This window comes from Acinetobacter legionensis (assembly GCF_048552295.1).
Lineage (GTDB): Bacteria > Pseudomonadota > Gammaproteobacteria > Pseudomonadales > Moraxellaceae > Acinetobacter.
In genome coordinates this window covers 1-25,671 of sequence record NZ_JBIMCW010000032.1, presented here as the reverse complement: position 1 = coordinate 25,671, position 25,671 = coordinate 1, and the positions used below count along the sequence as shown (strand labels likewise).

Sequence of the window (25,671 nt, the reverse complement as noted above, 5' to 3'; positions counted from 1 at the left end):
ATTCGAAAGCCCTTTCGAGCTTCCGAAGGTTGATCCGTGAACCAAACCATAACTAACAACAACATACATTGAAATTAGTAAGTTTGAGTCGCTTTAAAGCTTTCAATACCTGCTTTGATTGCAGCTTCGATGTCTTTGTCGTAGTTACCAGTTTCATCGATGTTTTGCATTAACGCAGCATGTTCTGAACGGAAGTAAGAAATTAACGCAGTATCAAAGTCTACGATTTTCTTCACTTCAACGTCAGCCATATAGCCTTCGTTAGATGCATAAATTGAAACAGCTTGGTCAGCAATTGAATATGGAGCATATTGTTTTTGCTTCATTAATTCAGTTACACGTTGACCATGTTCAAGTTGCTTACGAGTTGCTTCATCAAGGTCAGAAGCGAACTGAGCAAATGCTGCCAATTCACGGTATTGCGCCAAAGCAGTACGGATACCACCAGACAATTTTTTGATGATCTTCGTTTGAGCAGAACCACCAACACGCGATACAGAGATACCCGCGTTCACAGCAGGACGAATACCTGCGTTGAATAATGATGTTTCTAAGAAGATCTGACCATCAGTAATCGAAATTACGTTTGTCGGTACGAATGCAGATACGTCACCCGCTTGAGTTTCAATAATTGGCAATGCAGTTAATGAACCAGTTTGGCCTTTAACTTCACCATTAGTGAATTTCTCAACATAGTCAGCAGATACACGAGAAGCACGTTCAAGTAGACGTGAATGAAGATAGAACACGTCACCTGGGTAAGCTTCACGACCTGGTGGACGACGAAGAAGCAATGAAATTTGACGGTAAGCAACAGCTTGTTTAGACAAGTCATCATAAATGATAAGTGCGTCTTCACCGCGGTCACGGAAGTACTCGCCCATTGTACAACCAGCATATGGAGCAAGATACTGCATTGCTGCAGGATCAGCTGCAGCAGCTGCTACAACAGTTGTGTACGCCATAGCGCCAGTTTCTTCAAGCTTACGTACTACGTTTGCAATTGTTGATTGTTTTTGACCAATCGCAACGTATACACACTTAATGCCTGATTGTTTTTGAGCAATGATCGCATCGATCGCCATTGCTGTTTTACCAGTTTGACGGTCACCGATGATCAACTCACGCTGACCACGACCAACAGGGATCATTGTATCTACTGATTTATAACCAGTTTGTACAGGTTGATCCACTGATTGACGCCAAATTACACCTGGTGCTACTTTTTCAACAGCATCAGTAAGTTTTGCATCAATAGGGCCTTTACCATCAATCGGGTTACCCAAAGCATCTACTACACGGCCTAAAAGTTCTGGACCAACCGGAACTTCTAATACACGACCTGTGCAACGAGCTTTTTGACCTTCTTGAAGGCTTAAGTAGTTACCTAAGACAACGGCACCCACTGAATCCTGTTCTAGGTTCAGTGCCATACCAAATAAGCCGCCGTCGAATTCGATCATTTCACCGTACATTGCATCAGCAAGGCCGTGAATACGCACAATACCGTCGGAAACCATAACAATGGTCCCTTCGTTCTTAGCGGTCGCGCTGGTGTCCAGATCGCCGATACGCTGTTTAATGAGCGCACTGATCTCGGATGGATTCAGTTGTTGCATTGCGCTATACCTCAATCTTTTTAAAGTTCAGTCTTCTTTAGACGTAGTTATTTTTAACAATTACGCTAGAAGACGAGTCCGCATTTTTTCAAGCTTGCTAAGCGCAGAATCATCTATCACTTGGTCGCCTGCACGAATAACAACACCAGCAATCAATGCTGGATTTACTTCAACTGTAACTTTCACAGCGCTGTTCAAGCGTTTTTCTAACGCATGAGCCAACTTCTGTTCTTGTACTGAATCCAATGGAAAAGCGGATTCAATCACAACATCTACAGTGTTGTTATTTTGCGATTTGAGTTGCTCAAATTCTGTGTCAATTTCAGGTAACAATGCTAAACGGCCATTGTCTGCAAGAAGTGTCAAAAAGTTTGACACAGCCGCAGTTTGTTCATTACCTAAAACTTTCGCAAAAAGATCAACCTGCTCTGCAGGTGTCAACTCAGGGCGATTTAAATAAGCGGAGAATGCTTCATCTTGCACCGCAGCACTGAGCAGTTGTAATGCATTTGACCAAGCGTCAGTTGCATTTTGCTCAGATGCATAAGCAAATGCTGCTTTAGCGTATGGGCGTGCCAACGTCAAGAATTCAGCCATATTCGCCTCTCTTAAAGTTTAGCAGCCAGCTGATTCAGCATGGCATTATGAGCTTCTGCGTCAACTTGTTGGTTCAGAATTTTCTCTGCACCAGCAACTGCAAGAGCAGCAACTTGTTGACGTAATTCTTCACGAGCAGAATTGATGTCTTGGTCAACAGCATCTTTCGCTTGTTGACGAATACGCTCACCTTCAGCAGATGCTTGAGTACGCGCTTCTTCGACCAATTGTGCCGCACGACGGTTCGCTTGTTCGATCAATTGAGCCGCTTGTGCTTTCGCCGCATCAATTTCTTGCTTAACTTGTGCTTGTGCATCAGCAAGATCAGCTTTCGCTTTCTCTGCAGCATTTAAGCCATCAGCGATTTTACGCTGACGCTCACTAATCGCATTGATTAGTGGTGGCCATACAAACTTCATGCAGAATGCGACAAATATCGCAAATGCAATCGCTTGGCCAAACAATGTGAGGTTGATATTCATTGCAAATTCCTCAAATAGTGAATTTCGGAATTAAGCTGATTAACCTACAAATGGATTAGCGAAGATGAAGAACAAGCCAATACCAACACCGATCATAGGCACAGCATCAAGAAGACCTGCGATTAAGAACATACGAGTTTGAAGTTGTGGAGCCAATTCTGGTTGACGAGCAACAGCTTCAAGGAAACGGCCGCCTAAAAGACCAAAACCAATCGCAGTACCTAAAGCACCAAAAGCGATCAAGATAGCAGATGCAATTGCAACTAGACCTAAAGTGAGTTCCATGATAATTCCTCAGAGGTTAGGTTTATACCAAATTAAAGTAAAAAAATTATACCTAACCACCGGATGACAGTTAGGCAATACCATTAATGTTTTTCGCTTGCCATGCTCAAGTATACGATTGTTAGCATCATGAAAATGAAGGCTTGCAATGTAATAACAAGAATGTGGAAGATAGCCCAAGGCACAGACAACGCCCACTGGATCCAGAAAGGTAACAACGCGATAAGAATGAAGATTAACTCACCCGCATACATGTTACCGAATAATCGGAGTGCCAATGAAATTGGACGTGCAAGGAATGTTACTAATTCTAGAATTAAGTTCACTGGAATCAATAACGCTTTTGCAACTGGGTTACTTGGATTAAATGGGTTAAGTGCCAATTCACCAACGAAACCGCCGATGCCTTTTTCACGAATACTATAGAACAAGATCAACGCAAATACAGACAAAGACATACCAAGGGTAATGTTAGGGTCTGTAGATGGAACAACCTTGAAGTAAACGTGGTGAGGGTCCATACCAAATACGTTTGCACCAATCAATTGAGCTGTATACGGAATCCAGTCAACAGGAATTAAGTCCATCGCATTCATGAGGAAAATCCACACGAAAATGGTCAAGGCTAAAGGCGCAATTAAACGTGATTTACCATGAAACGTATCACGAACACTTGAGTCAACAAACTCGATAATCATTTCGATTGCAGACTGGAACTTGGTAGGAACACCAGAGTTTGCAGCTTTCGCTACGCACCAGAATATCAAACAGAAAATCACACCAAGGCCAATTGACCAACCCATTGAATCCAAGTGGATAGCAGTGAACCCCATCTGTTGAGCTTCTGCACCACTTTCAGCCAATTTCCAAGTACCATCTGGCATTTTGCCATAGGTCATATTGGTCAAGTGATGCTTGATATACTCGGTCGAAGTCAGGGCATGTTCTTCAGCAGCCATAAATCACACCTGGTCAATGTCAAATAATAAATAGAGTTAACGAATATCGCGTGCTGCATGATATCTCGTTAATCCCCAAAAAAATTTTCAATTTCTGCTGCGCTTATACTCGTTTTTGTTGTCGTGCTACCCAAAAAGGTGCAATCCACGACATCGCTTGAACGAGAATAAAACCACAAAACAATGCCACCGGAGATAACGGTTTGACATTGCATAAAATTAAAATGAAACCAACGATCACAATTGCAAATTTGCCCATTAAGCCTCTATACATGTTCGAAAGAACCTGTTTTGAAGCACGTGCCCCTGCTGCTCGAAACGACTGCCAAGAAAAATAACAACTGGCAAGCCAACATATCAGTGCACCTAACGCTGCACTCAGAGCCGCAGTCGAGTCTTTCAAGACCCACGCTACCAAGGCTGAAACAGGAATCATAAACGCTTGCAAATAGACCAAAGCTTTTGCTAATCGTCGGTCAATCAAGCGACTAGTTTGGCTCATTTTTTATCCACTCACAGCATAAATGCTTGACAAGTTTAGCTGATGATCGTTTTTAATCGCAGGCATTATAGAGTTACACCCCTGAACATGCAATCTTTTCCCGACCTTAGTCGTGTTTTTTTCGATATACAGGTTGCTTTGCATATGAACAATTGTTGATTAATTTTTGCATCATTTCCGTGCATTAAGTACGCAAGCTTGTGTTTGTTGAGCCAAAGTCTGCCATGCAACCACAAAATCTTGTTGTTTAGCCAAAGTTTCGTCTACCGCTTGAAATGAAATTTCACCCAATTTTCGGTACTGACTTGGACTTGCGCTGCCTTCTGCCAGCAAGCACATTTTTTTGTAAGGTCTCGTGTCATTTAAAAACTTGATTTGAGTCACAGTCGGCGCAACATGCGGATCATCTGTCATCGCACCTGCAAATTTTAAGTTTAATGAACGTTCTAAATATTGGTAAGCATCATGATAAGCCCAGTATGGACGTGCGCTACCAGCACTGATACTTTTCTGTGAAACACGCAGCATTTCACTGGCAAACTTCTTCGCATTATTCCAATATGCTGCTTTATTTTCTGGATGTTGTTGTGAACGCAAGGCTGCAATAAAGAAACCAATACGCACAGCATTATTTGGATCTAACCACACATGTGTATCAATCGTATCTTTCAGTGCAACACCTTTTGGACTTCTTAAAGGAAGTGCTTGGATAATACCTGAATTGAGTATTGAAATCGCTTTTGCATTCTCGCCTAAAACCTTTTCCAAAGGCGCTTCATGTTCTTTTCCCAGCCAAATCACCAATGAAGCATCCATAATCGTTTTGCGATTATCTGGTGTAAGTTGAACATCATGCCCCGTTTGATTTCCCAAAAGCAAAACAGGCTCTTCTACGCCTTCTGTTATTTCTTTTGCAATCAAATAAATAGGATGAGTTGACACCACTAAAGGCGCTTGAGCCCAAGTGACACTAATAAATAATGCACATAAGCAAAAGGCGATAATGCGATTCATGGGAGTGTATTACCAAAAAAAATTTATGTTATAGTATAACAGAAGTTAAAAAATACCTACGCCATTCGTAAGTTGATAGAGCTTCATGTTAATATTTGCGATTCTCTTCCATTCAAATAACAAGTTTTGAGGTCTGATATGAGCTTATGTTCACACGAGCAGCATGATACTTTGCATGGTGTACACGATCATCTCAATGTAGAAGCTCGTTTATCAGAAGCAGAAAGCCTTTGTGCAACCTCAGGTGCCCGTCTTACCCCTTTGCGTAAAGAAGTACTTGAATTAATTTTGAATGCCTCAGGTCCTGTAGGTGCTTATGATCTTTTAGCCAAGATGAAAGGTGCTGCAGAACGTCCAGCTGCACCGCCTACCGTGTATAGAACCTTAGATTTTCTCTTAGAAAAAGGTTTTATTCATCGTTTAACCTCTATTAATGCTTATATCCCTTGTTGTCACCCACGTGAAGGGCATCAAGCCGCATTTTTAATTTGCACTGAATGTCATACAGTGAAAGAAGCTTCAGCAAAAGGTTTGATTCAAGAATTAAACCACTTAGCAGCGTCAGATCACTTCAATGCACATCACAGTATTATTGAGATTTCAGGAATATGTCAGCAGTGCTCGAACAAAGCGTAAACTCCCCTCTCGTTCAACTGCAACAAATTAATGTCCGAATTGATGATCGTGACATTCTAAAAAATATAGATTTTTCATTACAAGAAAAAGAAATTGTCACGCTTATTGGTCCCAATGGCGCAGGCAAATCAACCCTGATCAAAGTATTATTGGGTATTTTAAAACCCAATGCGGGCAAAATTATCAGCTCAAAAAAAATTAAACTGGCATATGTACCACAAAAATTTAATCCCTCTCATAGTCTGCCTTTAAGAGTTAAAGATCTGCTTGATCTTGAGAAATGTGATAAGACCATTAAAGCTGAAATCATTCGAGATACTGGTATTGCCAAATTAGAGTACGCCAAAGTACAACAACTTTCAGGTGGTGAACGTCAGCGGGTTTTATTGGCGCGTGCTTTATTACGCCAACCCGATATTTTGGTTTTAGATGAACCTATGCAAGGTTTAGATATCCAATCTGAAGCTGAACTGTATGAATATGTGCGTAGCCTGCCACAACGTTATGGTTGCGCCATTTTAATTGTGTCTCATGATTTACAATGGGTCATGCAAGGCACTCAACGAGTTGTCTGTTTAAATAAGCACATTTGCTGTAGTGGTTTACCTGACAGTATTCAGCAGCATCCAGAGTATCAAGCTTTGTTTGGTGATACTTTTGGAAAATACCACGCTTTTTACCAACACCATCATGACCATTGTGCACATGGTGACTCCGCCAAAACTTGTGAACATGGCCCACATCCACACATTCACCCAGAACCGGAAGCTTAAACCATGATGGAATGGTTAGAATTACTGTTACCTGCATGGATTATGGGAACACTTTTAGTGTTTCTAACAGCTCCGCTAGGTTGTTTGATGCTATGGCGCAGAATGTCGTTCTTTGCTGACACGATGGCACATGGTACCTTGCTGGGTGTCGCTTTAGCTGCTGTTTTGAGTTTACCGCTTTGGGTCGGTGTTACCTTTACTGCGATCCTCTTGGTGGCGGTACTTTGGGTTCTACATGACCCGCGTTTACCCAACGACGCCTTACTTGCATTATGTGCTGCGACCTTACTTTGTTCTGGTCTATTGTTAATTCAACATTTACCCGCATTACGTCCTGAATTATTAAGTTATTTATTTGGTGATTTATTAACAATTGAGTGGTCAGACCTACCTATTTTTGCAACTGTGATTATTGTTGCTTTAGCTGTTCTCTACCGTTACTGGCAAGCACAAATTCAAATTGCGATTGATCCTGATATTGCAGTAAGTGAAGGCGTAAACGCCAAATGGCAACGCTTAATTTTTATGTTGTTATTGGCTTTATTCACCGTACTCGCTTTACGTGCCGTCGGTTCGTTATTGATGGGTGCGTTATTGGTCATCCCCGCACTGGCTTCACGTCTTATTTCTCACTCACCGAAACAAATGGTGATGGGGGCGTTTGTGATTGCTCAAATTGGTGTGACTGTGGGGTTATGGTCAAGTGCAGCCCTGAACATCTCTACAGGGCTAAGCATCGTATTAACCATGTCTTTGCTGTTTGCTGTGATTTTCTGTGTAATGAAAGTAAAAAAGATGGCTTGATGGATCAATTCCATCTTTAGCCTCAATCAATATTTAAACCATGCTTTTTAACGAAACATATAATCCATATACAGCAATGACCATCAAAATTAATCCGCAAAGCCCTAATATTTTTGGATAAATTTGACTTTTAGAAAGCTTATTAAACGACAGATAGACCAAAGATAACGTGAGAAAATCTAAAATAATCCATGTCACGACTAAGATAACTAGACTGGTATTTATATCAGCATGAATATGAATAAACTGCGGAAAAAATGATGAAAAGAAAATGATATCTTTAGGATTTGAGATACCCACTAAAAAACCTTTGCTGAGACCACCATCCACAGGCGACAACATCGTATTGAGTTGATGCTCCTGTTGGGATAACACTTCTTTTAGAATTCCATAACCTAGATAGGCAATATAAAGACATCCTAAAACTTTAATGATCAAGAAAAGGGTTTCATTGACACTAAACATGCCTTTTAAAATTAAAATAGAGGCTGTGATAAGTACCAAAGAAGCCAAATTTGTCCCAATAATGGTCAGTAAAGACTGTCGATAGCCGCCTTTTAAACCTGCACTTGCAACCAAGATCATGACTGGACCAGGCGTTGCAATCATGATAATCACACTAATGGCATACAAATAAAATTCTAAATAATTCAAAGCATCCTCGAAACAATGGCTTATTTATATGGTCAAATCTCTAACATATAACTCAGTTAATCGCCTATGTTTTTATTGGTGCACCAGGCTTAATAAGCCAGCGGCACAACTAAACAATACGGCAAAAGTACGGTTCATATATTTTTGTTGTTTTGGTGATTTTAATAGTCTTAACACTTTGGCTGCCAATCCCGTATAACCAGCCATGACAATCAAATCAATGGTAATCATGGTCACCGCCATAATCACATACTGAATCCATTGTGGTTTAGACAAGTCTAGAAATTGTGGTAAAACGGCAAGTAAAAAGACGATAGCTTTTGGATTACTGATATTGACAATAAAGCCATATAAAATCAGCTTGGGAATAGATTTTGTCGGTTGCTCAGTTGGGATATCTATCGACTGTGTTTTCGTCGTCCATTGTATGTAGGCTAAATACAGTAAATATAAAACCCCAAACCATTTCACCACGAAAAAAGCCAGCGGTGTGGTTGCAAACAATACCCCAACACCTGCTGCGACAATCGCAATTTGAACCAACAATGCCAGTTGTAAACCGATTGCATTCCAATAACCACGGCGAAAACCATAATTTAGACCGCTCGACATAGACGCGATCGCACCCGCACCAGGTGAAATACTGATCACCCAGCACGCCAACATATAGGCAAACCAGACTTGATACGACATAACAAAAGGATAGAAAACTTTTAACACGCTATTATAGCGGTTTTAAAACGATACATTTCGATTAATTTAATTGGTAAAAAGTATAAGACTTTACTATTCAGCTGTTGCTTGATCATGCACAATAAGAGGATTGATAAATAAAAATTGAGGAGCCATCACCATATGACAGCCCAATCTGTAATTCTACCTTTACCTTCTAATCATGCTCGTTTCATTGTTTTAAATTTAAAAAATCTGTCTATTGATGGTTTAAAAGAACAACTCAATGCGTTGTTAAGTACACGTGATCGCCTAATCACTCAACATCCTGAAGCCGAAATCAAGACCTCAATCGCTTTTGGTCCTGAACTTTGGGCAAAACTTTATCACACAACTCCTGAAGGGTTTAAGCAGTTAGAACCAATTCAAGGCGCATTTGAGATGCCTGTGGTTCCTGCTGATGTTCTGATTCATATTGCGTCTGCACGTACAGATATTTGCTTTGCGCTTAGCCAATCCTTTTTTGATGGCATCCAAAATCAAGTTGAGGTTCTAGATGAACGGGTGTGCTTCCGTTATCTTGATGGTCGTGACCTGACTGGTTTTATTGATGGTACTGAAAATCCTCAATTCCCTGATGATCGTGCGGAGACTGCGTTATTAGGTGAAGATTCAGGTATTTTTGAAGATGGATCTTTTATTTTTGCACAACGTTATGTACATGAACTTGAAAAGTGGAAACGTTTAAAAGTTGATGCACAGGAAAATGTGATTGGTCGTTCTAAATTAGAAAGTATTGAGATGGACGATGAACACAAACCTGAAAATGCCCATATTGCTCGTGTTGTCATTGAAGATAATGAAGGTGAAGAATTAGAAATCCTACGCCACTCTCTTCCTTATGGCGATGGTCAAGGCGAGCAAGGTCTATTTTTTATTGCCTATACCAAAGACTTAACCCGTATTGATCGTATGCTAGTCAATATGTTTGGTACTCAAGGCGATGGGATTCATGACCGCTTGTTGCACTTTGTAACACCTATGGATGGTGCTTATTTCTTTGCACCGAATGAAGAAGTGTTGGAAGAGATTTTGGAAGATTGATTGAAATCCATTAAATAAGCAGCTTTATAAAGCTGCTTATTAGTTTCAAAGGTTAGGTATCAAATCTCATTGGCATGATTAGCCTTACTTTCATACTATGATTTTGTACTCATGGCAATACCATCGATGCACGATGCTTATTTCTTTATGGCAAATGAAGATATTTTGGAAGACTAAAATAAAAAAACTGACTTCCGTCAGCTTTTCTATTAATGATCTCAAAAATAACTAGAGCTCATTTACGTTAAAATAAAATTTAGCATTTACTTTAAACTAATTAAAAGATGAATCACTGCTTAAAATAGTGCCACTATTACCAATTTTAAAAAATGTTATTTTAACTTTATCTTTCTCAAAACTTTTGACTTTAATATTAAACTTACTATCTATTTCAAAAAAAACTCCTGTACCAAGAAGTTTTGAATGACCAACACCATTTTCGAATACATTTATGAAATAAGTGCTTATTTCGGATGATTCATCATGTTGGGTGATAAATACAATTTTATTATTAAAATTAGGTAACCGTATGATTGAACTATTATTTATTATCTTACCACCATGATTTTCAATATAATTAAAAAGAGAACTTGATATTTTAGAAGCATCAAGGATACTACTTTTATTTATAGTATTACCAGAATTTAAAGGAAGTATAGATGGCTTAAGTTTCGACAAGCTTTCGCTCAGAATATCGGGGGTGTTCTTTATAGCATTATTTTTATAGTCTTCAAATCCGACCCCATTAAAAAAATAGCAATATTTACCATCATCAACCAAATCCCGATAAGCATATTTATATCCATTAATGCAAATTTTACTATCATTTAAACCATAAAAAATTTCCCTTTTTTTCATAATCTTATTATTTTTTTTAACATCAAAATATTGACCATATAATGGAAATACATTTTTTGTTTTAGGATCAAGAACCACCAAAGTTCCATCTGATTGCACATCCAACAATATCTTACTCTTATCAAAATTAGGTTTACTACTAAACCCATTCATATATTTTTTTTTGTAACTCTCTGAACAAAAATCAATTTCACCATAATCAAATTTACATTGATTATTACCATTAATTAACACATTAATTTTACTATCTTTTGCATAACAACCACTAAAAACCAATGTTAAGCTTAATATTAAAGTTTTGGATAGCATTCAAAAATCCTTAGTTATAAATTGCTTTATCAGTTGACATAATTAAATCAAAAGCTTGTTCACTATTTTTACCACTAGCAATTAATTTTACATAATCTGAATTCATTTGTTTAAGTGCACTAATTACACTTTCTGATGAGGTGTGAGCCTTGTTCCCACCAACTCCAGCCCAATAAGATGAGCCTTTTGACAACGGGATCACTACTTTTTTTGCAGTTCTAGTTGTCGCATATGGTATACCAACTGACGCCCAAATTTTGGCTATATGCATACAGGCCTCAGTAATTGTTTTATTATCACCGTGAATAATTGCTCTGTAAATTATTGTTGGTTTTACAAAATGTTCTTTAAACATTCTTTCTTGTAATTCATTTGTTATATTTTCATTCCCAGTAAATTTCATTGATTTCTTTATTCCTGAAAGTGTATCAGGAATAATTTGATATTTCCCCATAGCAAATCTTTTATTGATATTATTTCCACTCAGTTCCCCCAAATCGACCCATTCATCGATAGTTCTTTTTGCAATATCTTCTCGACCACTAGTCCATTTATACTTACCCACAGTGCCTCTGTTAAAAATATTATAATCCCCCCCACTTTCATGTGAAGCAATAACCTTTCCAATTATCCCACCTATACTTGCACCAGATTTTAATTGTTGAGGTGGTGCAACTACTTTTGAAAAAACCCCAGCACAAGAAAGTATTTTTTCATTTGATTTTTGAGCTAATGCAAATACCCCCCCCTTATCAATTTCTGCAATTGAATTTGCAAATAGATCATCATTAAAATATTTTTTACTAAAATAAGTAATATCAAAATGAACCCATGTATTTGCTAAGTCCACCAATTTTCCTGTTTTCCTACTTACTGCTTTATCTGGTTCTAAATAGATTTTATTATCAACCCTTTGAGTAGATGCACCCATATATTTTCCCAAAATACTACTTCGAATATGATTCATATCTGCAGTAGATTTAGTACGAGTACTATTTTTATTAAAATGCAAATCTAAAGCTAACCCCATATGATTAATTGTTGCTCTATTATGTTGTTGATTGTTTATTGTACACCTATACCCAGATCCTATCTTCTGAAAAGTAAATTTTTCATTTTTGTGAACTTTTTCTAAATAAAAAATGACGGCTCGCAAAATATTTAAAACAGACCTATGAATACCTGGATGCTCACCATTTGCTTTTTTTCCATTTCCAAACCCTTTACATTTTCCACAATCACATTTCATTTGTGAAAAATATTTTTTTATATCATATTCTTCTGAAAACTTATCCAGAGCGGCTAATAGCCCTCCACAAATCTTACCTGTGGGTTGAACTCCCATATAATCCTGCTGAAACTGTCGGATGCTTTTTGCAGTTAACTCACTAAATTCATCTGTAGGTAATGCTCCACCAAAACCAGCTAGACGAATATTTACTTCACGGATTAATTCACTATTACCCTTATCAATGCATTGTGGGCTTGTTTTACATAAATTCGATGCATTTGATTTAGGCGTTCCACCATCTTGACTACGGTCATCAACAGTTAAAATTTTTGTAACTGACCCCATAGCACCATTAAATGTTTTTTTACCTTCTTCATATAGGTCATTGGCTTGCTCCAATGCTTTATTACCTAAATCCCCAAGAGTTCCTAAAATTCCGGTATTCGCTTTAGGCTGTTGTGTCGTTTTAGATGGGTTCTTTGAAGTTTGAGGAGGTACTTTGGTTTTTGTTTGAGTAGTTGGTGTCTTTGGCTTTTGTTTAGGTTTATCCTGATGAGAATTACTCCCTGTTGCAGGGATATCAACTGGCAATTTAAGAACTTGTCCAGCAAAAATTTTATCAGGATCATCTATTTTATTTAAACGTTCCAAAGCTCGGACTGTTGTATGATTTTGGGATGCAATAGAACCTAGTGTTTCATTTTTTTTAACTATGTGGGTTTTTCTTTTATATTGACCATTATTTCCCTGTGTAGTGAATGTATTTAAATCTAATAAAACTTTGGGGCTTATGATTTTAACCAGCATTCGATCCTTTGACATTACAAAGGATTGAACTTTACCCATTTTTCCTGTGAACATATTTTTAATGTACACATCTATAATAGTCCCCTTATCTCGGCTGATTTCAACAATACAACCAGCAGAATTTGTTGGACCAGCGGCAATGATTTCTCCACTTCTTTGATTTTTTACTTGGTATTCTAATTTAGAAATAGGATTTCCAAACAAATCAACAATTTTAATTGTAATCAATGATTTTTTAGTGTTTGTCATAGCTTAAACCTTATACTCTTCATTATTATCATTATCTAAACTTGTATTTTCTTGATTAGAATCATCAAGAAAATCTTCTTCATCAAAACCTTCTATAGATAACCCCCACCCATCATCTGTGCCAACAAGTACTTGTACTTTTGAAGGATCCTTTGTACTTATTTTGGCTGTACGCCCATGCTCATCAACTTGCCCAGACACATAAGCATTTGTTTCTGGCATAAAAGCTTTATAACTTAATTGACTAAAATCACTTTCCCAAAACAAATCATAAACATCCAACTTATTGCTATACATCACCGTACTTGGAAGCTGAGGCACCTCATAAGACACCTTCTCACCACTGGTAAACAACTGTTGTCCCGACTTAACCTCAAACTTTCCACCAGTTTTAATAAAGACACCACTACCATTAACCACAAGCTGAGTCCCGCCTGCTTTTAAGTCAATTTCTTTAGAACTGGTCAGCTCAATCTTATCTTCAGTCGCGATCAGTTTAATCACTTTCTTCGCAATGATTTCAATCAAATCATCTTGCGCCTGCACCTTGATCGGACCCTTTGCAGCAAAAGCACTTAAACCTTTCTGCGCTGCAAACAAGCTGATCTTATCTTGTGCATGACCGACAATATTCTTCTGTGCACTCAAATTAATTGAGCCTTGCGCACTTTCAGCAATATCTTGTGAAGCTTGTAAGACAATGTCTTCTGGGGTTGTCAGAGCTATCCCATTGGGTGAAGCCAGTAACATCAATGCCTGACGAAAAATCTTACCTTGCTCTTGTTTGGCACTATCACCACTATTTTCTAAGTCTTTTGTATAACTTTCCATAAAGCCCTGTAAGGAGCCTAAAGCCTGCATCGGATTCACATCCAATTTGCTGCCTTTATTAAAAGTTCCACAAACACTAGTTAAATCAAAATCCTTAATTTCAACATTGGCAATTACCTTACCCACGTCTTTTAAAGCGCTTAATGGTTCTGAATCAAATTTGTCTTTTAAACTGGTTAATTTACCTTTTAAAACATCTGAACCATGTTCTTCAATATTTTCGATAAAACTCTTTAAGTTCTCAATCGACTCTTTGGAATCATTAAAAAAGTCTTTAAATTCATCTACAATATTCTTGGTATCTTTACCAAATTTCTGGATGTCCTCGATAAAATCACCACTGTTTTTCAGTGCTGAAATTGGATCACTCCCCACAGCATTTTTAAATAAACCCACGGTTGCCTGTAAAGCCTGATTTGCACCTTTTAGTTCTAAAGAGTTAATCAGTTTCGGTAAACGATTGACAACATTCAAGGCATCTGTTTGTTGTTTGACTGCTATTTCACTCAGCACTTTCATACTTTCTGCACCTTGATTTAACAAGGACTGCGCTTGTGCTGCTTCTAAGTGGTCTGCAATCGCATTTTCTTGGGCATACGTCGTGATAAGCATGCCTTTGCCTGCACGCATCGCACCATAAGCATCAGTTCTTAACTCAAAACCTTCACCACGCCCATTGCTGGTTTCCTTATCTTTCGGATGGCTTAAGTTCCCAAGGTTAAGTTGTGTTGCTGCATGACTACTTTGTAGCTGCGTGCTGATTTGGCCTGTTGTATCATCAAAGCGGAGTTGGTTAAAACCTGATCCACCCACTTCCGATGAGCGAATACCGCTTAATTTTTTGGTATCAGGCAACTGGCCTTTGATATCAAACATGGTTTGATGACGTTCTGCTTCATGTAAACGTCCCATCACAAATGGACGGTCGACATTGCCATCAAAGAAATCAATAACTACGATTTCACCAATTCGTGGGTGGAATCTTGTGCCATAACCTTCTCCGGCCCAAGAGGTCAATACATCAACCCAAGCTGAGTCTGTATCATTGTCATTCGAGCCTGCACCACCATCATGACTATTGTCATCGGTACGGGTGAAGAGGAAACGAACTTTGATTCGCCCCCATTGATCGACATAAATCGTTTCGCCTTGCGGTCCAACCACTTTGGCACGTTGTGGAAATGCAGAAGGTCTATGCGCTAAAGGGTTATACTCAGGAACGATCGGGATTCTACGACGCACCAAGGACAACTCATTGGCTTGACGCTGGTCTTTAATTAAATGATTCCAGTAATTTAAATTAAGCAGCTTGGATAACTGATCTTGTAACTCTTTAGGTAAGTTATTTTGATTGTAAAAAGTCTTACCTAAGATTAAGAACTCACGATCCGAACCATCATGTTGATCAATTTCAGGGTGTTCTCTTAATTCAAACCAATAGCCAACTTGCGCATCACGCACTGAACTGGTTGCAGTAAAATATTTGGACTGTAATTCTTGGTATTGTGTTAGTTGGGTATTTAATTTATCAACTTGAGCTGAACTGGAAACTGTGGTTTGGTCTTCGCCATTGAGATCACTGGTCCAAGCTGGGCTAATTGTCCAAGCCTGCTCTAAACTTAAAGTTTCATTGTCTTGTTGATCACTATGTTGGTGATTACTTAACTGGCTATCGCCCTGATCTTGTAAAAGGCTATCCGCTTGCCAACGTTGTACTTGTATTGCTGTTGATTGAATTGAACGCTGGGCGATGAGGCTGGTGATCGTGTCAAAGCGTTCTGTTGCATGACTGCGATGGAAACGAATACTTCGTCTAGGCATTGCCTCATATTGCGTATTGTCATCAATGAGACGTAATTTCTGTGCCTGAATCTGCGTTGCCGAAATAGGCACAATTCGTACAGATTCATCAACTAACCAGTTAATACCTTCACTGCGCCACAAGCGAGTTAAAAACTCATAATCCGTTTCATTGGCTTGCATTACAAAAGGACGGATATCGTATTGTTTTTTTAAACCACTACTGTCCAGACTGAGACTGGCAGAAAATAAGGCACTTTTCGCTTGCCACTCTTTAAATAAGATTTCCGATATTTCCAGAACACTTTTGTTCATAAAAACACGGCTATTACGACGCTTATGCCAAAGACTGGTTGCATCTTCAAGCGTTAATTTATAAACGCTTAACGCCCCATCACTCTGCCCTTGGCTTGCCCCTGTTACAATTCCAGTGGTTCGGTACAATTCACCAAAATCGGTGACTTGATCAACTGCAACCTGACACCCGATAAATTGTTTTAAAGCAATATGCGCATTGGTTGAAAGGCAGAGTAATTCTGCCTTTAAGCCTTGGTTGATCTGTTGTTGCCCCTGAATGCATTGCAAGAATACACTGCTGTTTAAGGCTTGATTTGAGAATTGAACGTGGATCGCTCGTGTTTGTAGTCCCAAGCCAAAACTTTCAAGTAAAGTATTAATATTTCTAAGCATTTTATTTTTAAATGTTAAATTTTGTATAATAGTATTATAACTAATGTTCAAAAAATATAAACAGACCTAAATTACTTTTTATAAAAAAACTACAAATAACTAAATAAATAACATGATTACTTAAGGTTATTTTAAGGTTAATAAAAAAGGGCGTATAGCCCTTTCTTTACAACATCCAAAAAACTCTAGAACGGAACACGTTTATAATCACGATATTCTGGTTTCCAGAAGTTCTGTTCAATACTTTCTAGCAATTGCTCATCACTGATCATCGGTGCCACACCATCTTGAATAGCGGCTTTGGCAACTTTAAACGCGATAATTTTAGAGACTTGCTGCAATTCATTTAAATCAGGCAATAAATCTGCGTGGATATCTTGCAACTTCGGTGAACAATCTGCCAAAGCTGAACTTGAAGCCATCAGCATATTGTCCGTAACACGGGTTGCTTGAACTGCTACCACACCCAAACCAATACCAGGGAAGATATAAGAGTTATTGCACTGTGAAATCTGATAGGTTTCACCATGATAATTCACAGGGGTAAATGGGCTACCTGTCGCAATCAATGCTTTACCATCTGTCCATTGAATAATATCAGCTGGCACGGCTTCAACTCGTGAAGTTGGGTTGGATAAAGGCAATACAATCGGATATTCACAGTTTTCAGCCATCGTTTTAATGATTTCTTCTGTAAATAAACCTGGTTGACCGGATACCCCAATCAATACGGTTGGTTTGGCATTTTTCACAACATCAAGCAGTGAAATGATTTCCTCAGCATTGCCCCAATGTGCAACATCTTCAGGTTTCTGCGCAAGCTTACGTTGGAAATCTAATAAGTTTGGCTGATTTTCAGTGATTAAACCAAAACGATCCACCATAAATACTTTGGCACGCGCTTCAGCATCCGTCAGGCCTTCAGCAACCATCTGTGCAATAATTTGTTCTGCAATACCACAACCTGCTGAACCAGCCCCTAAGAAGGTAATTTTCTGGTCTTTGAGCTGTTTACCTGCGGCTCTACTCGCAGCAATTAAAGTACCGACACAAACTGCCGCTGTTCCTTGAATATCGTCATTAAAACAACAAATCTTATCACGGTATTTTTCAAGTAAAGGCATGGCATTTTTTTGCGCAAAATCTTCGAATTGAATCAATGCTTTTGGCCAACGACGTTTAACCGCTGCAATCACTTCATCGACAAATTCATAGTATTCATCCCCACTGACACGAGGTTGCGACCATCCCATATAAATCGGGTCATTCAATAATTGTTGATTATTGGTTCCCACATCTATGGTAATCGGCAATGTATAGGCTGGACTAATACCACCACATGCGGTGTAAAGAGACAGTTTTCCAATTGGAATACCCATGCCGCCAATACCTTGGTCGCCTAAACCAAGAATACGCTCACCATCTGTGATTACAATCACTTTGACGTTTTTACGGTTTACGTTGTGAATGATTTCATCAATGTATTTACGGTCAGGATAGGAAAGAAATACTCCACGATGACGGCGATAAATATCGGAGAAACGCTGACATGCTTCACCCACTGTCGGTGTATAGATAATCGGCATCATCTCACTTAAGTGGTTTTCAATCAGGTGGTAAAACAGCGTTTCATTGGTGTCTTGAATATTTCGTAAATAAATATGCTTATTGATCGCTTCACTGAAAGAACAGAACTGTTGGTATGAACGTTGACTTTGTTCCTCAATACTTTCGATCACATGAGGAATTAAACCGTGTAAGTTAAATTGAGTTCGTTCTTCTTCTGTGAAGGCTGAACCTTTATTTAATAAAGGCAGCTCTAATAAGGCATTACCTGCATAATGAATATATAGAGGATATTTTTTCAGGGTTTCCGTTGGCATTTCCATTCTCATTGAAGCAGACTGCCTGCTTCTATCTTTTGCTAAGCTACAACTTTGGTCTGATATAAGCTTAAGCCTATTTTTGACTAAATGGGTATTTAGATACGTGATAATGATATTCAAAGTATTTTACAGAATGATAAATTATTCTCAGTTTTGCGGATCAAATTCTCTTTTTTAAGCAATTTAATATTTTTCCATAAAATAATGAGCCATGATCCCGCCATTAAAACTGCATATTTGTACGCAATTTTGACCAATCATTGATTTTTTTTCTGTTTAGATTTATTTTGTTTAAAATACGATGAAGCTAAACCAATAACAATGAACACAAAGATCTCTCTACTCCTTCTTAGCACAGTCATTGCATGTACTGGCTGCCAAACTGCAAAAAAAGTCTCTTCTGGTGTTTCTAAAACCACTGAAAAAGTCAAAAATATGGTGGGCTTAGGCGAAACCAAAGTTCCAGAAGTTGATCAACAAGGTGTGGTTGATGTCAGTAAAGCCACCCTTGAAAAACTAGAACAAATGAAGATCAATATGCCCACTGGACAATGGGTCTATATTGAAAATGATCTTCAAGGTATTTACACCTTACAGAACAAATCCAGTGATGGAAACGTCCTATATTTGCGTTTGAATTGTAAGATTCCTTCGCAGAAGTCTGGTTTTACGATTGAAGATAAAGATGGCAAAGAGCTGCTTAAAGCACATGATGCGCAAACCGGTCAAGTTCAATTCTTAATCGACAATAACAACTATGGCAATCCATTTGACTTAGTCAATGCGAAAAAAATGCCGACATTTAAAACAGCACTGAGCAAAGCCAAAGTGATTAAAATCTTTAACAATTCCAAACTTTATACCTTTACAAATGGCCATGCTGAATTGCTTAGCAAGCCTGTCACATGTAAAGAGTAGATCCATTATTTAGGCATATCCACAAATACGGCGGTTAAACGTCGTACTAAGGGTAAAACAATCAGAACCACAGGATATGCCACAGCCCATGATACCATCCATGCAGCAAGCCATTTGGCCCAAAATCCGTTAATCAAACCCACATTGATCAACATATTAATCAATGACACCATGCCACTCATTAAACAAGATAAGAACAACGGCATAATCCATGCTGCAAATTTTGCAGGGAGTTTTGGGATATTGCCAATAATTGTGGGAGGAGTATTTGACATATATCGCTCTAAATTTACCAACAGGACACATTTTATTCTTTTAATGGACCTGAAACAATTAATCCTTCCACATAACATCGGCCACATTTTGCCATTTGATTTGATTGGACAAATTTAAAGGCTGATCATAGAGCTCAGATATCACATTGATTGCATCATCGAGTGAAATAATTGAATTTAAAGGGAGCCAGGTGTCATCACCAACATCAAATAACGCTAAGTTCAGATCTTCATTGCAAGACAACCACGACTCACCTTGTTGGACAGTAGGGATATTTTTATCGTAACGCAAAATCAAGTGAGTCGTATCTACCCACCAAAACAATAAAATGATCTGACCTTGTTTTGGCATATCTAACGCAAGATAACCTGAATTTGAATATTCCAAGTCTGTGGCCTGAATCTTCGCAAACAACTGTATAACTTGTTCTTTTTCTATAATTTCATGATCAATTTGATCTAAAAAACTCACAAACATATTTTTTTATCCTGTGATTAAAGCAGTGTAATCCGTCAAGTCGATATGAAATCTAAACGCCAATACACAGTGAAATTGAGCATACCGACATTTTTCTTATCGAATAAGTTTTATTCTATACAAATGCATTCACCTAAAAGGCGCAAAATTTGCTATATTTAGCGTTTTTCTGCGACATTTATTTCTCTATAGATTATGAATACGGCCATACAAGCAGCTCTTGATCATGCAGTGCAATCCCTACAAGCTGAAGGGACTCTTCCATCTGACTGGAAAAACACGAGTGTTTTAACGCGAACTAAAGACCGAAGCCACGGTGATTTCGCATCAAACATTGCCATGATGGGCGCTAAAGTTGCTGGTATGAAACCACGTGATCTTGCAGAGAAAATTTTGGCAAATTTACCCGAAGTGGTTGATATTGCCAAAGCTGAAATTGCGGGTCCTGGTTTTATCAACTTCTTTTTAAATGCCGATCAACGCTTTACTGTGTTGGATCAGATCCAAGCACAAAAAGAACAATTTGGTAAAACCCAAGCAAATGCAGCCAAGAAAATTCAGGTTGAATTCGTTTCTGCAAACCCAACCTCTAGCCTGCATGTAGGTCATGGTCGTGGTGCTGCATATGGTATGACTGTTGCAAACTTACTTGAAGCAACAGGTGCCAAAGTTGAACGTGAATATTATGTCAATGATGCTGGCCGTCAAATGGACATCCTCGCCACATCAACTTATTTACGTTATTTAGAATTAAGCGGCCAAACTTTAGTTTTCCCTAAAAATGCTTATCAAGGGGATTACGTTAAAGAAATCGCCCAAGGTATCATCGACAAACATGCTGATGCTTATGTACGTAGTGTGGCTGATGTTTACAAAGATGTTCCTGAAGATGTGCAATATGCTGAAGAGCTTGATGCCGATGGCAATAAAGTGGTTATTTCAGGCGATAAAGAAAAGCACATTGATGGCTTAATTCACAACGCACAAGCTTTAGTGGGTGAAGGTTATCGTGTATTCCATCAAGCAGCTTTACATGCCATTTTAGATGACATTAAAGATGACCTTGGTGAGTTTGGCGTAACGTTTAATCACTGGTTTAGTGAAGCATCTTTGGCTGAAAAAATTGATGAAGCCTTACAAACATTAGACCAACGTGGTTTTCTTTATGAAAAAGATGGCAACATTTGGTTTAAATCAACTGAATTTGGTGATGAAAAAGACCGTGTAGTCAAACGTCGTAATGGACAAACCACGTACTTTGCTTCTGACATTGCCTATCATTTAAATAAATTACAACGTGGCTTTACTGACCTTGTTGATATTTGGGGTTCAGACCACCATGGCTATATTGCACGTGTTAAAGCTGCAATTGACGCGATGGGCTATGACTCATCTAAATTGACGGTACTTTTAGTGCAGTTCGTCAGCTTATGGCGTGGTGGTGAGATGGTACAAATGTCATCTCGTTCAGGTCAATTCGTGACATTGCGTGATCTCCGTAAAGAAGTCGGCAATGATGCAGCTCGTTTTTATTATGTGATGCGTAAATCTGAACAGCACATTGATTTCGATTTAGATTTAGCGGTATCTCAAAGCAAAGACAATGCCGTGTATTATATTCAATATGCACATGCTCGTATTTGCCGTATGTTAGAAAAAGCAGCAACAACAAATATTCAATTTGATACTGAAAATGCACGTCAATTTGCTGCAAAATTAGAACTTGATGCTGAAACTGAAATTTTAGCGAAACTCGCGGCTTATCCTGAAGTCCTTATTCGCGCTGCAAATAATTATGAACCACATCAAGTTGGTAATTATTTGAAAGAACTTGCTGCTTTATTCCATGGTTGGTACAACGAGAATAAAGTATTGGGTGATGATGCCGAATTGACTCAAGCCCGTTTATTGCTTTCAGCAAATATCAAACAAGTCTTACATAATGGTCTTGAATTATTGGGTGTATCTGCACCTGAAAGTATGTAAGTCAAGAATTGCTTTACATGTTCTCAAGACTAAGGTCTGGCTCAAAGTAAGCATTGAAGTGTGTAATAAATCATTACTTTACATCGTGTTCAAGCAAAACTATGCTTGAACACGATCTAAGCAATACATAATAAGAGGGTTCCACGTGTTTGGAAAAACGCAACGCGGTGTTTCAGAAAGGCCAACCAAACCTAAACAACCATTGATTCCTAAATGGTTAGGGATGCTTGTCGTCATTTTAATCGTGTTAAGTTTTGGTGTCGCACTGATGCTCTGGAAACCGTGGGCGCCCGTCCAACCCAAAAACGAAATCACGTCTGAGCATTATCAAGAAGATACCAACAAAGACTATCGTTTTTATGATCTGTTACCACAACAACAGGTTACCCCTATTCCTGAACAAGCTGTTCCTGAAAGCAGAAATCAACAACAACCTGTAATTGTTGAAGCACCGTCTCAGTCTGAAAATGTGGATGTCGGTGTAAATGCTGAACGCACAACACCTGTTCAACCTGAATATATTCTTCAAGTTCGTAGTTATGATGATCCTGATGCTGCCGATGCACGTCGTGCTGAAATTATCTTAAATGGTTTATCTGCCGATGTGGTTCAAAGCACAGAAGCTGGAAAAACTTGGTATCGTGTGATTTCAGGCCCTTATGAATCACAAAATGCAGCAGTAATTGCCCAACAAACCTTACAACATAGCGGTATTGACTCTATTGTAGTTAAACGCTGAGCCAATTTTCAGGCATGGCCTGATCAATCAATCATAAAAACAGGATGCTTTGGCATCCTGTTTTATTCTTCAAAATCGTTTTTTAACCTTACTTAGATATGCGGACAAATTGAATACTTTTTACTCAAAAGAAATATAATTCGATAAAAATTTACCCAAATTGATCAAAATTAGAGTAATCTATTTTCCGCAATACATTACCCATGTCGTTGCCGAGATCTCAAAAGTCACCAATACTTTTGATTTGCTGTCCTGTGATTGGCGTGACGATCAAATCCGAAGATTACAGGGCGCTCAGAAATTCACATGGGTAAAAGCCCACACCAATAGGCATTCAGCCAATTTCAAACAATAAAACAGTTCATCTAAACTTCACTGAAAATTCATTCGCCTAAGTATTTCAATTTGAGTACACTCCTATTGAGATCATGAGTTTTTAAATGCAATGAATAATAAAAAACATATTTTATGTGTAGAAGATGATGCTGCTATTCTTATGCCGTTACGTTACGCACTTGAACGAGAAGACTGGCAAGTGACTTGGGCCAATTCAGGTCTGCAAGCCATTGATTTTATTCAACAGCAACCCTTTGATTTTATTATTTTAGATGTCGGATTACCTGATTTAAATGGTTTTGATGTCTGTAAAAAAATTCGTCTCTTTAATCACACACCCTTGCTATTTTTAACCGCACGAGATGACGAAATAGATCGTATTGTGGGCTTAGAAATTGGCGCAGATGACTACTGTACCAAGCCATTTAGTTCGCGTGAAATTGTGTCTCGGATTAAAGCCATTTGGCGCAGAATGGAGATACAGAATCAGTTACAGCACATCTCACAGCCAAATACACAGCTTTCTACAACGCCAGCTAAAGTTTGGCAATGCAATGATGAGGCTTTGCAAATCCATTACTTAGGTACAATACTACAGCTGACTCGCTATGAATATCGCTTACTTAAATTATTGATTCAACGCCCTGAACAAGTGTTTAGCCGTCAACAATTGATGGATCATGTATGGGAACATCCTGAGCATAGTTTAGAAAGAACAGTCGATACTCATATCAAAAGTATTCGCAATAAACTCAAGCAGATCTCTCCTGAGCAAGACCCAATCGAAACCCATCGAGGCTTTGGCTATAGTTTAAAAAGGCAAGGCTAAACCATGTCCATTTTTATTCGTATTTTGTTCTTCTTTGGATTGATCATCTTGTTGGGTTTATGGTTTATGTCTTATACCTTCAATCAACAAGTAAAGCCCAATGTACGACAGGTCGTAGAAGATACTCTTGCGGAAAATGCCAATATTATCGCGATGTTAGTGACTGAAGATGTCTATGAAAATAAAGTCAGTACCATTCAGTTTGATGAAAAAATTCAAAAAGCGCTGAATCGCAAACTCAATGCCACGATCTGGAAACATAATAAAAATGAGATCAATCAACAAATCTATATTACCGACAACAAAGGTATCGTCATTTATGACTCACAAGGTATCGCCACAGGACAAGATTACTCACGATGGAATGATGTTTACCTAACCTTAAAGGGAAAATACGGGGTTCGCTCTACACGCAGTTATGAAAAGGACAGCAATAGCAGCACCATGTTTATTGCAGCACCAATCTATTATCAAGTTGGTCAACAACAGCAATTGATTGGCGTTGTCAGTATTGGAAAGCCCAATATTTCAGTACAGCCTTATATTCAGCGCGCTGAAAATCAACTGATCCGACAAGCCGCTTGGATTACATTACTCAGTCTATTTCTTGCCAGTTTGGTGGCCTATTGGCTAAAACACAGTATTGACCGTGTGCGTAAATACGCGCAGGCACTTGCCCCTGTCAATCAAACCCCCTATTTTCGTTCAGCAAAAGAACTCAATCAAGTTGCTCAAGCCGTTGAAAATATGCGAGAAAAACTCGAAGATCGTGCTTATGTAGAACACTATGTCAATACACTGACCCATGAACTCAAAAGCCCACTTACCGCAATTCAAGCCAGCGCAGAACTACTCAAAGAAGATTTACCATTAAATGATCAACAACAATTTGCCACGCATATTCATGAACAAAGCCAGCGCTTACGTAGCCTGATTGATCGGATGCTCTTATTGACCCGTCTGGAAAAATCTAAACATCAAATTGAAATGCAAAATTTCAATTTATCTGAACTGATTCAACAAACTTTAGACCAGCATGCCAGTCAAATTCAGGCCAAAAAAATCCAGTGTTTACTGGATATTGAAGCCAATTGTATGGTTGGTGCAGATCGATTTTGGATTCAACAAACCCTTGCCAATATTTTAGATAATGCGCTGGATTTTTCTGCAGATTCAGCAAAAATCCTGATTCGGCTTCATCGTCAAACACACCAACAAGTAGAATTACAGGTTTTTAATGAGGGCGAATGGAAGAGGTGGATCAGGAAATTTGAACAACACTTATAAGTGATATTTTGCTCCCCAAATGATGTTATAAACATCAATATATGGAGTATTTTATGGCACG

At 38.5% G+C, this 25,671-nt stretch carries 23 protein-coding genes and 1 pseudogene; 9 read left to right on the top strand and 15 right to left on the bottom strand.

What is annotated here, in order from left to right; translation table 11 throughout:
* Positions 1–74 precede the first annotated feature (74 nt).
* The 7 genes from atpA to ACG916_RS18640 all read right to left on the bottom strand — a co-directional run bounded on the left by atpA (position 75) and on the right by ACG916_RS18640 (position 5,458).
* Complete coding sequence (gene atpA, locus ACG916_RS18670; protein WP_004723422.1) at positions 75–1,619, bottom strand: F0F1 ATP synthase subunit alpha; 1,545 nt, start codon at positions 1,617–1,619, stop codon at positions 75–77.
* A 60-nt stretch (positions 1,620–1,679) separates the two neighbouring features.
* Positions 1,680–2,216: a F0F1 ATP synthase subunit delta gene (locus ACG916_RS18665; protein ID WP_004823704.1), complete on the bottom strand. Its 537-nt coding sequence runs from the start codon at positions 2,214–2,216 to the stop codon at positions 1,680–1,682.
* A gap of 11 nt (positions 2,217–2,227) precedes the next feature.
* Positions 2,228–2,698 carry a F0F1 ATP synthase subunit B gene (locus tag ACG916_RS18660; RefSeq protein WP_004723424.1) on the bottom strand — a complete coding sequence of 157 codons (471 nt, stop codon included), beginning with the start codon at positions 2,696–2,698 and terminating at the stop codon, positions 2,228–2,230.
* 39 nt (positions 2,699–2,737) lie between these two features.
* Complete coding sequence (gene atpE / locus ACG916_RS18655) at positions 2,738–2,983, bottom strand: F0F1 ATP synthase subunit C (RefSeq protein WP_000424060.1); 246 nt, start codon at positions 2,981–2,983, stop codon at positions 2,738–2,740.
* A gap of 83 nt (positions 2,984–3,066) precedes the next feature.
* On the bottom strand, positions 3,067–3,942 hold the full coding sequence (gene atpB, locus ACG916_RS18650) for a F0F1 ATP synthase subunit A (protein ID WP_004723427.1): 876 nt from the start codon (positions 3,940–3,942) through the stop codon (positions 3,067–3,069).
* Between the two features lie 103 nt (positions 3,943–4,045).
* Positions 4,046–4,444 (bottom strand): ATP synthase subunit I, encoded by a 399-nt coding sequence (locus tag ACG916_RS18645; RefSeq protein WP_004723429.1) that lies wholly within the window; start codon positions 4,442–4,444, stop codon positions 4,046–4,048.
* A gap of 171 nt (positions 4,445–4,615) precedes the next feature.
* Positions 4,616–5,458 carry a metal ABC transporter solute-binding protein, Zn/Mn family gene (locus ACG916_RS18640; protein ID WP_004823702.1) on the bottom strand — a complete coding sequence of 281 codons (843 nt, stop codon included), beginning with the start codon at positions 5,456–5,458 and terminating at the stop codon, positions 4,616–4,618.
* Positions 5,459–5,596: 138 nt separating this feature from the next.
* Here ACG916_RS18640 and ACG916_RS18635 point away from each other — a divergent pair, with 138 nt between their 5' ends.
* From ACG916_RS18635 to znuB, 3 genes are read left to right on the top strand one after another with little or no spacing between them, the layout of a single operon-like run.
* Positions 5,597–6,094 carry a transcriptional repressor gene (locus ACG916_RS18635; RefSeq protein ID WP_004723431.1) on the top strand — a complete coding sequence of 166 codons (498 nt, stop codon included), beginning with the start codon at positions 5,597–5,599 and terminating at the stop codon, positions 6,092–6,094.
* Positions 6,067–6,867 carry a zinc ABC transporter ATP-binding protein ZnuC gene (gene znuC / locus ACG916_RS18630; protein ID WP_004823699.1) on the top strand — a complete coding sequence of 267 codons (801 nt, stop codon included), beginning with the start codon at positions 6,067–6,069 and terminating at the stop codon, positions 6,865–6,867. Before ACG916_RS18635 ends, znuC begins: the two co-directional genes overlap by 28 nt.
* 3 nt (positions 6,868–6,870) lie before the next feature.
* Positions 6,871–7,671 (top strand): zinc ABC transporter permease subunit ZnuB, encoded by an 801-nt coding sequence (znuB, locus tag ACG916_RS18625; RefSeq protein WP_419313327.1) that lies wholly within the window; start codon positions 6,871–6,873, stop codon positions 7,669–7,671.
* A gap of 33 nt (positions 7,672–7,704) precedes the next feature.
* Here the strand turns inward: znuB and ACG916_RS18620 are convergent, their stop codons facing one another.
* Together ACG916_RS18620 and ACG916_RS18615 are read right to left on the bottom strand one after the other, a co-directional pair.
* Positions 7,705–8,325, bottom strand: coding sequence for a LysE family translocator (locus tag ACG916_RS18620; RefSeq protein WP_315079072.1), 621 nt, complete (start codon positions 8,323–8,325; stop codon positions 7,705–7,707).
* Positions 8,326–8,397: 72 nt separating this feature from the next.
* Complete coding sequence (locus tag ACG916_RS18615; protein ID WP_004823696.1) at positions 8,398–9,018, bottom strand: LysE family transporter; 621 nt, start codon at positions 9,016–9,018, stop codon at positions 8,398–8,400.
* Positions 9,019–9,180: 162 nt separating this feature from the next.
* Here ACG916_RS18615 and ACG916_RS18610 point away from each other — a divergent pair, with 162 nt between their 5' ends.
* On the top strand, positions 9,181–10,101 hold the full coding sequence (locus ACG916_RS18610) for a Dyp-type peroxidase (RefSeq protein ID WP_004823695.1): 921 nt from the start codon (positions 9,181–9,183) through the stop codon (positions 10,099–10,101).
* Between the two features lie 273 nt (positions 10,102–10,374).
* Here the strand turns inward: ACG916_RS18610 and ACG916_RS18605 are convergent, their stop codons facing one another.
* From ACG916_RS18605 to ACG916_RS18590, 4 genes are all read right to left on the bottom strand, one after another.
* On the bottom strand, positions 10,375–11,268 hold the full coding sequence (locus ACG916_RS18605) for a hypothetical protein (protein ID WP_419330701.1): 894 nt from the start codon (positions 11,266–11,268) through the stop codon (positions 10,375–10,377).
* Positions 11,269–11,278: 10 nt separating this feature from the next.
* Positions 11,279–13,555: a LysM peptidoglycan-binding domain-containing protein gene (locus ACG916_RS18600; protein WP_419330703.1), complete on the bottom strand. Its 2,277-nt coding sequence runs from the start codon at positions 13,553–13,555 to the stop codon at positions 11,279–11,281.
* Positions 13,556–13,558: 3 nt separating this feature from the next.
* Positions 13,559–16,876 (bottom strand): type VI secretion system Vgr family protein, encoded by a 3,318-nt coding sequence (locus tag ACG916_RS18595; RefSeq protein ID WP_419330705.1) that lies wholly within the window; start codon positions 16,874–16,876, stop codon positions 13,559–13,561.
* A gap of 185 nt (positions 16,877–17,061) precedes the next feature.
* Positions 17,062–18,759, bottom strand: a complete 1,698-nt coding sequence (locus ACG916_RS18590) for an NAD-dependent malic enzyme (protein WP_034614981.1) — start codon at positions 18,757–18,759, stop codon at positions 17,062–17,064.
* A 324-nt stretch (positions 18,760–19,083) separates the two neighbouring features.
* Here ACG916_RS18590 and ACG916_RS18585 point away from each other — a divergent pair, with 324 nt between their 5' ends.
* The gene (locus tag ACG916_RS18585; RefSeq protein ID WP_034614927.1) at positions 19,084–19,680 is read left to right on the top strand and encodes a YfjT/YkfB family phage-associated protein; all 597 of its coding nucleotides are present in this window, start codon (positions 19,084–19,086) and stop codon (positions 19,678–19,680) included.
* Between the two features lie 5 nt (positions 19,681–19,685).
* On the opposite strand, the gene ACG916_RS18580 is transcribed toward ACG916_RS18585, so the two are convergent.
* Positions 19,686–19,955: a DUF2798 domain-containing protein gene (locus ACG916_RS18580; RefSeq protein WP_336953770.1), complete on the bottom strand. Its 270-nt coding sequence runs from the start codon at positions 19,953–19,955 to the stop codon at positions 19,686–19,688.
* 58 nt (positions 19,956–20,013) lie between these two features.
* On the bottom strand, positions 20,014–20,433 hold the full coding sequence (locus ACG916_RS18575) for a hypothetical protein (protein WP_004823681.1): 420 nt from the start codon (positions 20,431–20,433) through the stop codon (positions 20,014–20,016).
* 195 nt (positions 20,434–20,628) lie between these two features.
* On the opposite strand from ACG916_RS18575, the gene argS reads away from it, so the two are divergent.
* From argS to creC, 4 genes and pseudogenes are all read left to right on the top strand, one after another.
* The gene (argS, locus tag ACG916_RS18570) at positions 20,629–22,419 is read left to right on the top strand and encodes an arginine--tRNA ligase (RefSeq protein ID WP_004723449.1); all 1,791 of its coding nucleotides are present in this window, start codon (positions 20,629–20,631) and stop codon (positions 22,417–22,419) included.
* 145 nt (positions 22,420–22,564) lie between these two features.
* Positions 22,565–23,158 carry an SPOR domain-containing protein gene (locus ACG916_RS18565; protein ID WP_004723450.1) on the top strand — a complete coding sequence of 198 codons (594 nt, stop codon included), beginning with the start codon at positions 22,565–22,567 and terminating at the stop codon, positions 23,156–23,158.
* 445 nt (positions 23,159–23,603) lie between these two features.
* The gene (gene creB / locus ACG916_RS18560; RefSeq protein ID WP_419330708.1) at positions 23,604–24,323 is read left to right on the top strand and encodes a two-component system response regulator CreB; all 720 of its coding nucleotides are present in this window, start codon (positions 23,604–23,606) and stop codon (positions 24,321–24,323) included.
* A gap of 3 nt (positions 24,324–24,326) precedes the next feature.
* Positions 24,327–25,571: pseudogene (creC, locus tag ACG916_RS18555) on the top strand (two-component system sensor histidine kinase CreC); the annotation flags it as partial.
* Positions 25,572–25,671 lie beyond the last annotated feature (100 nt).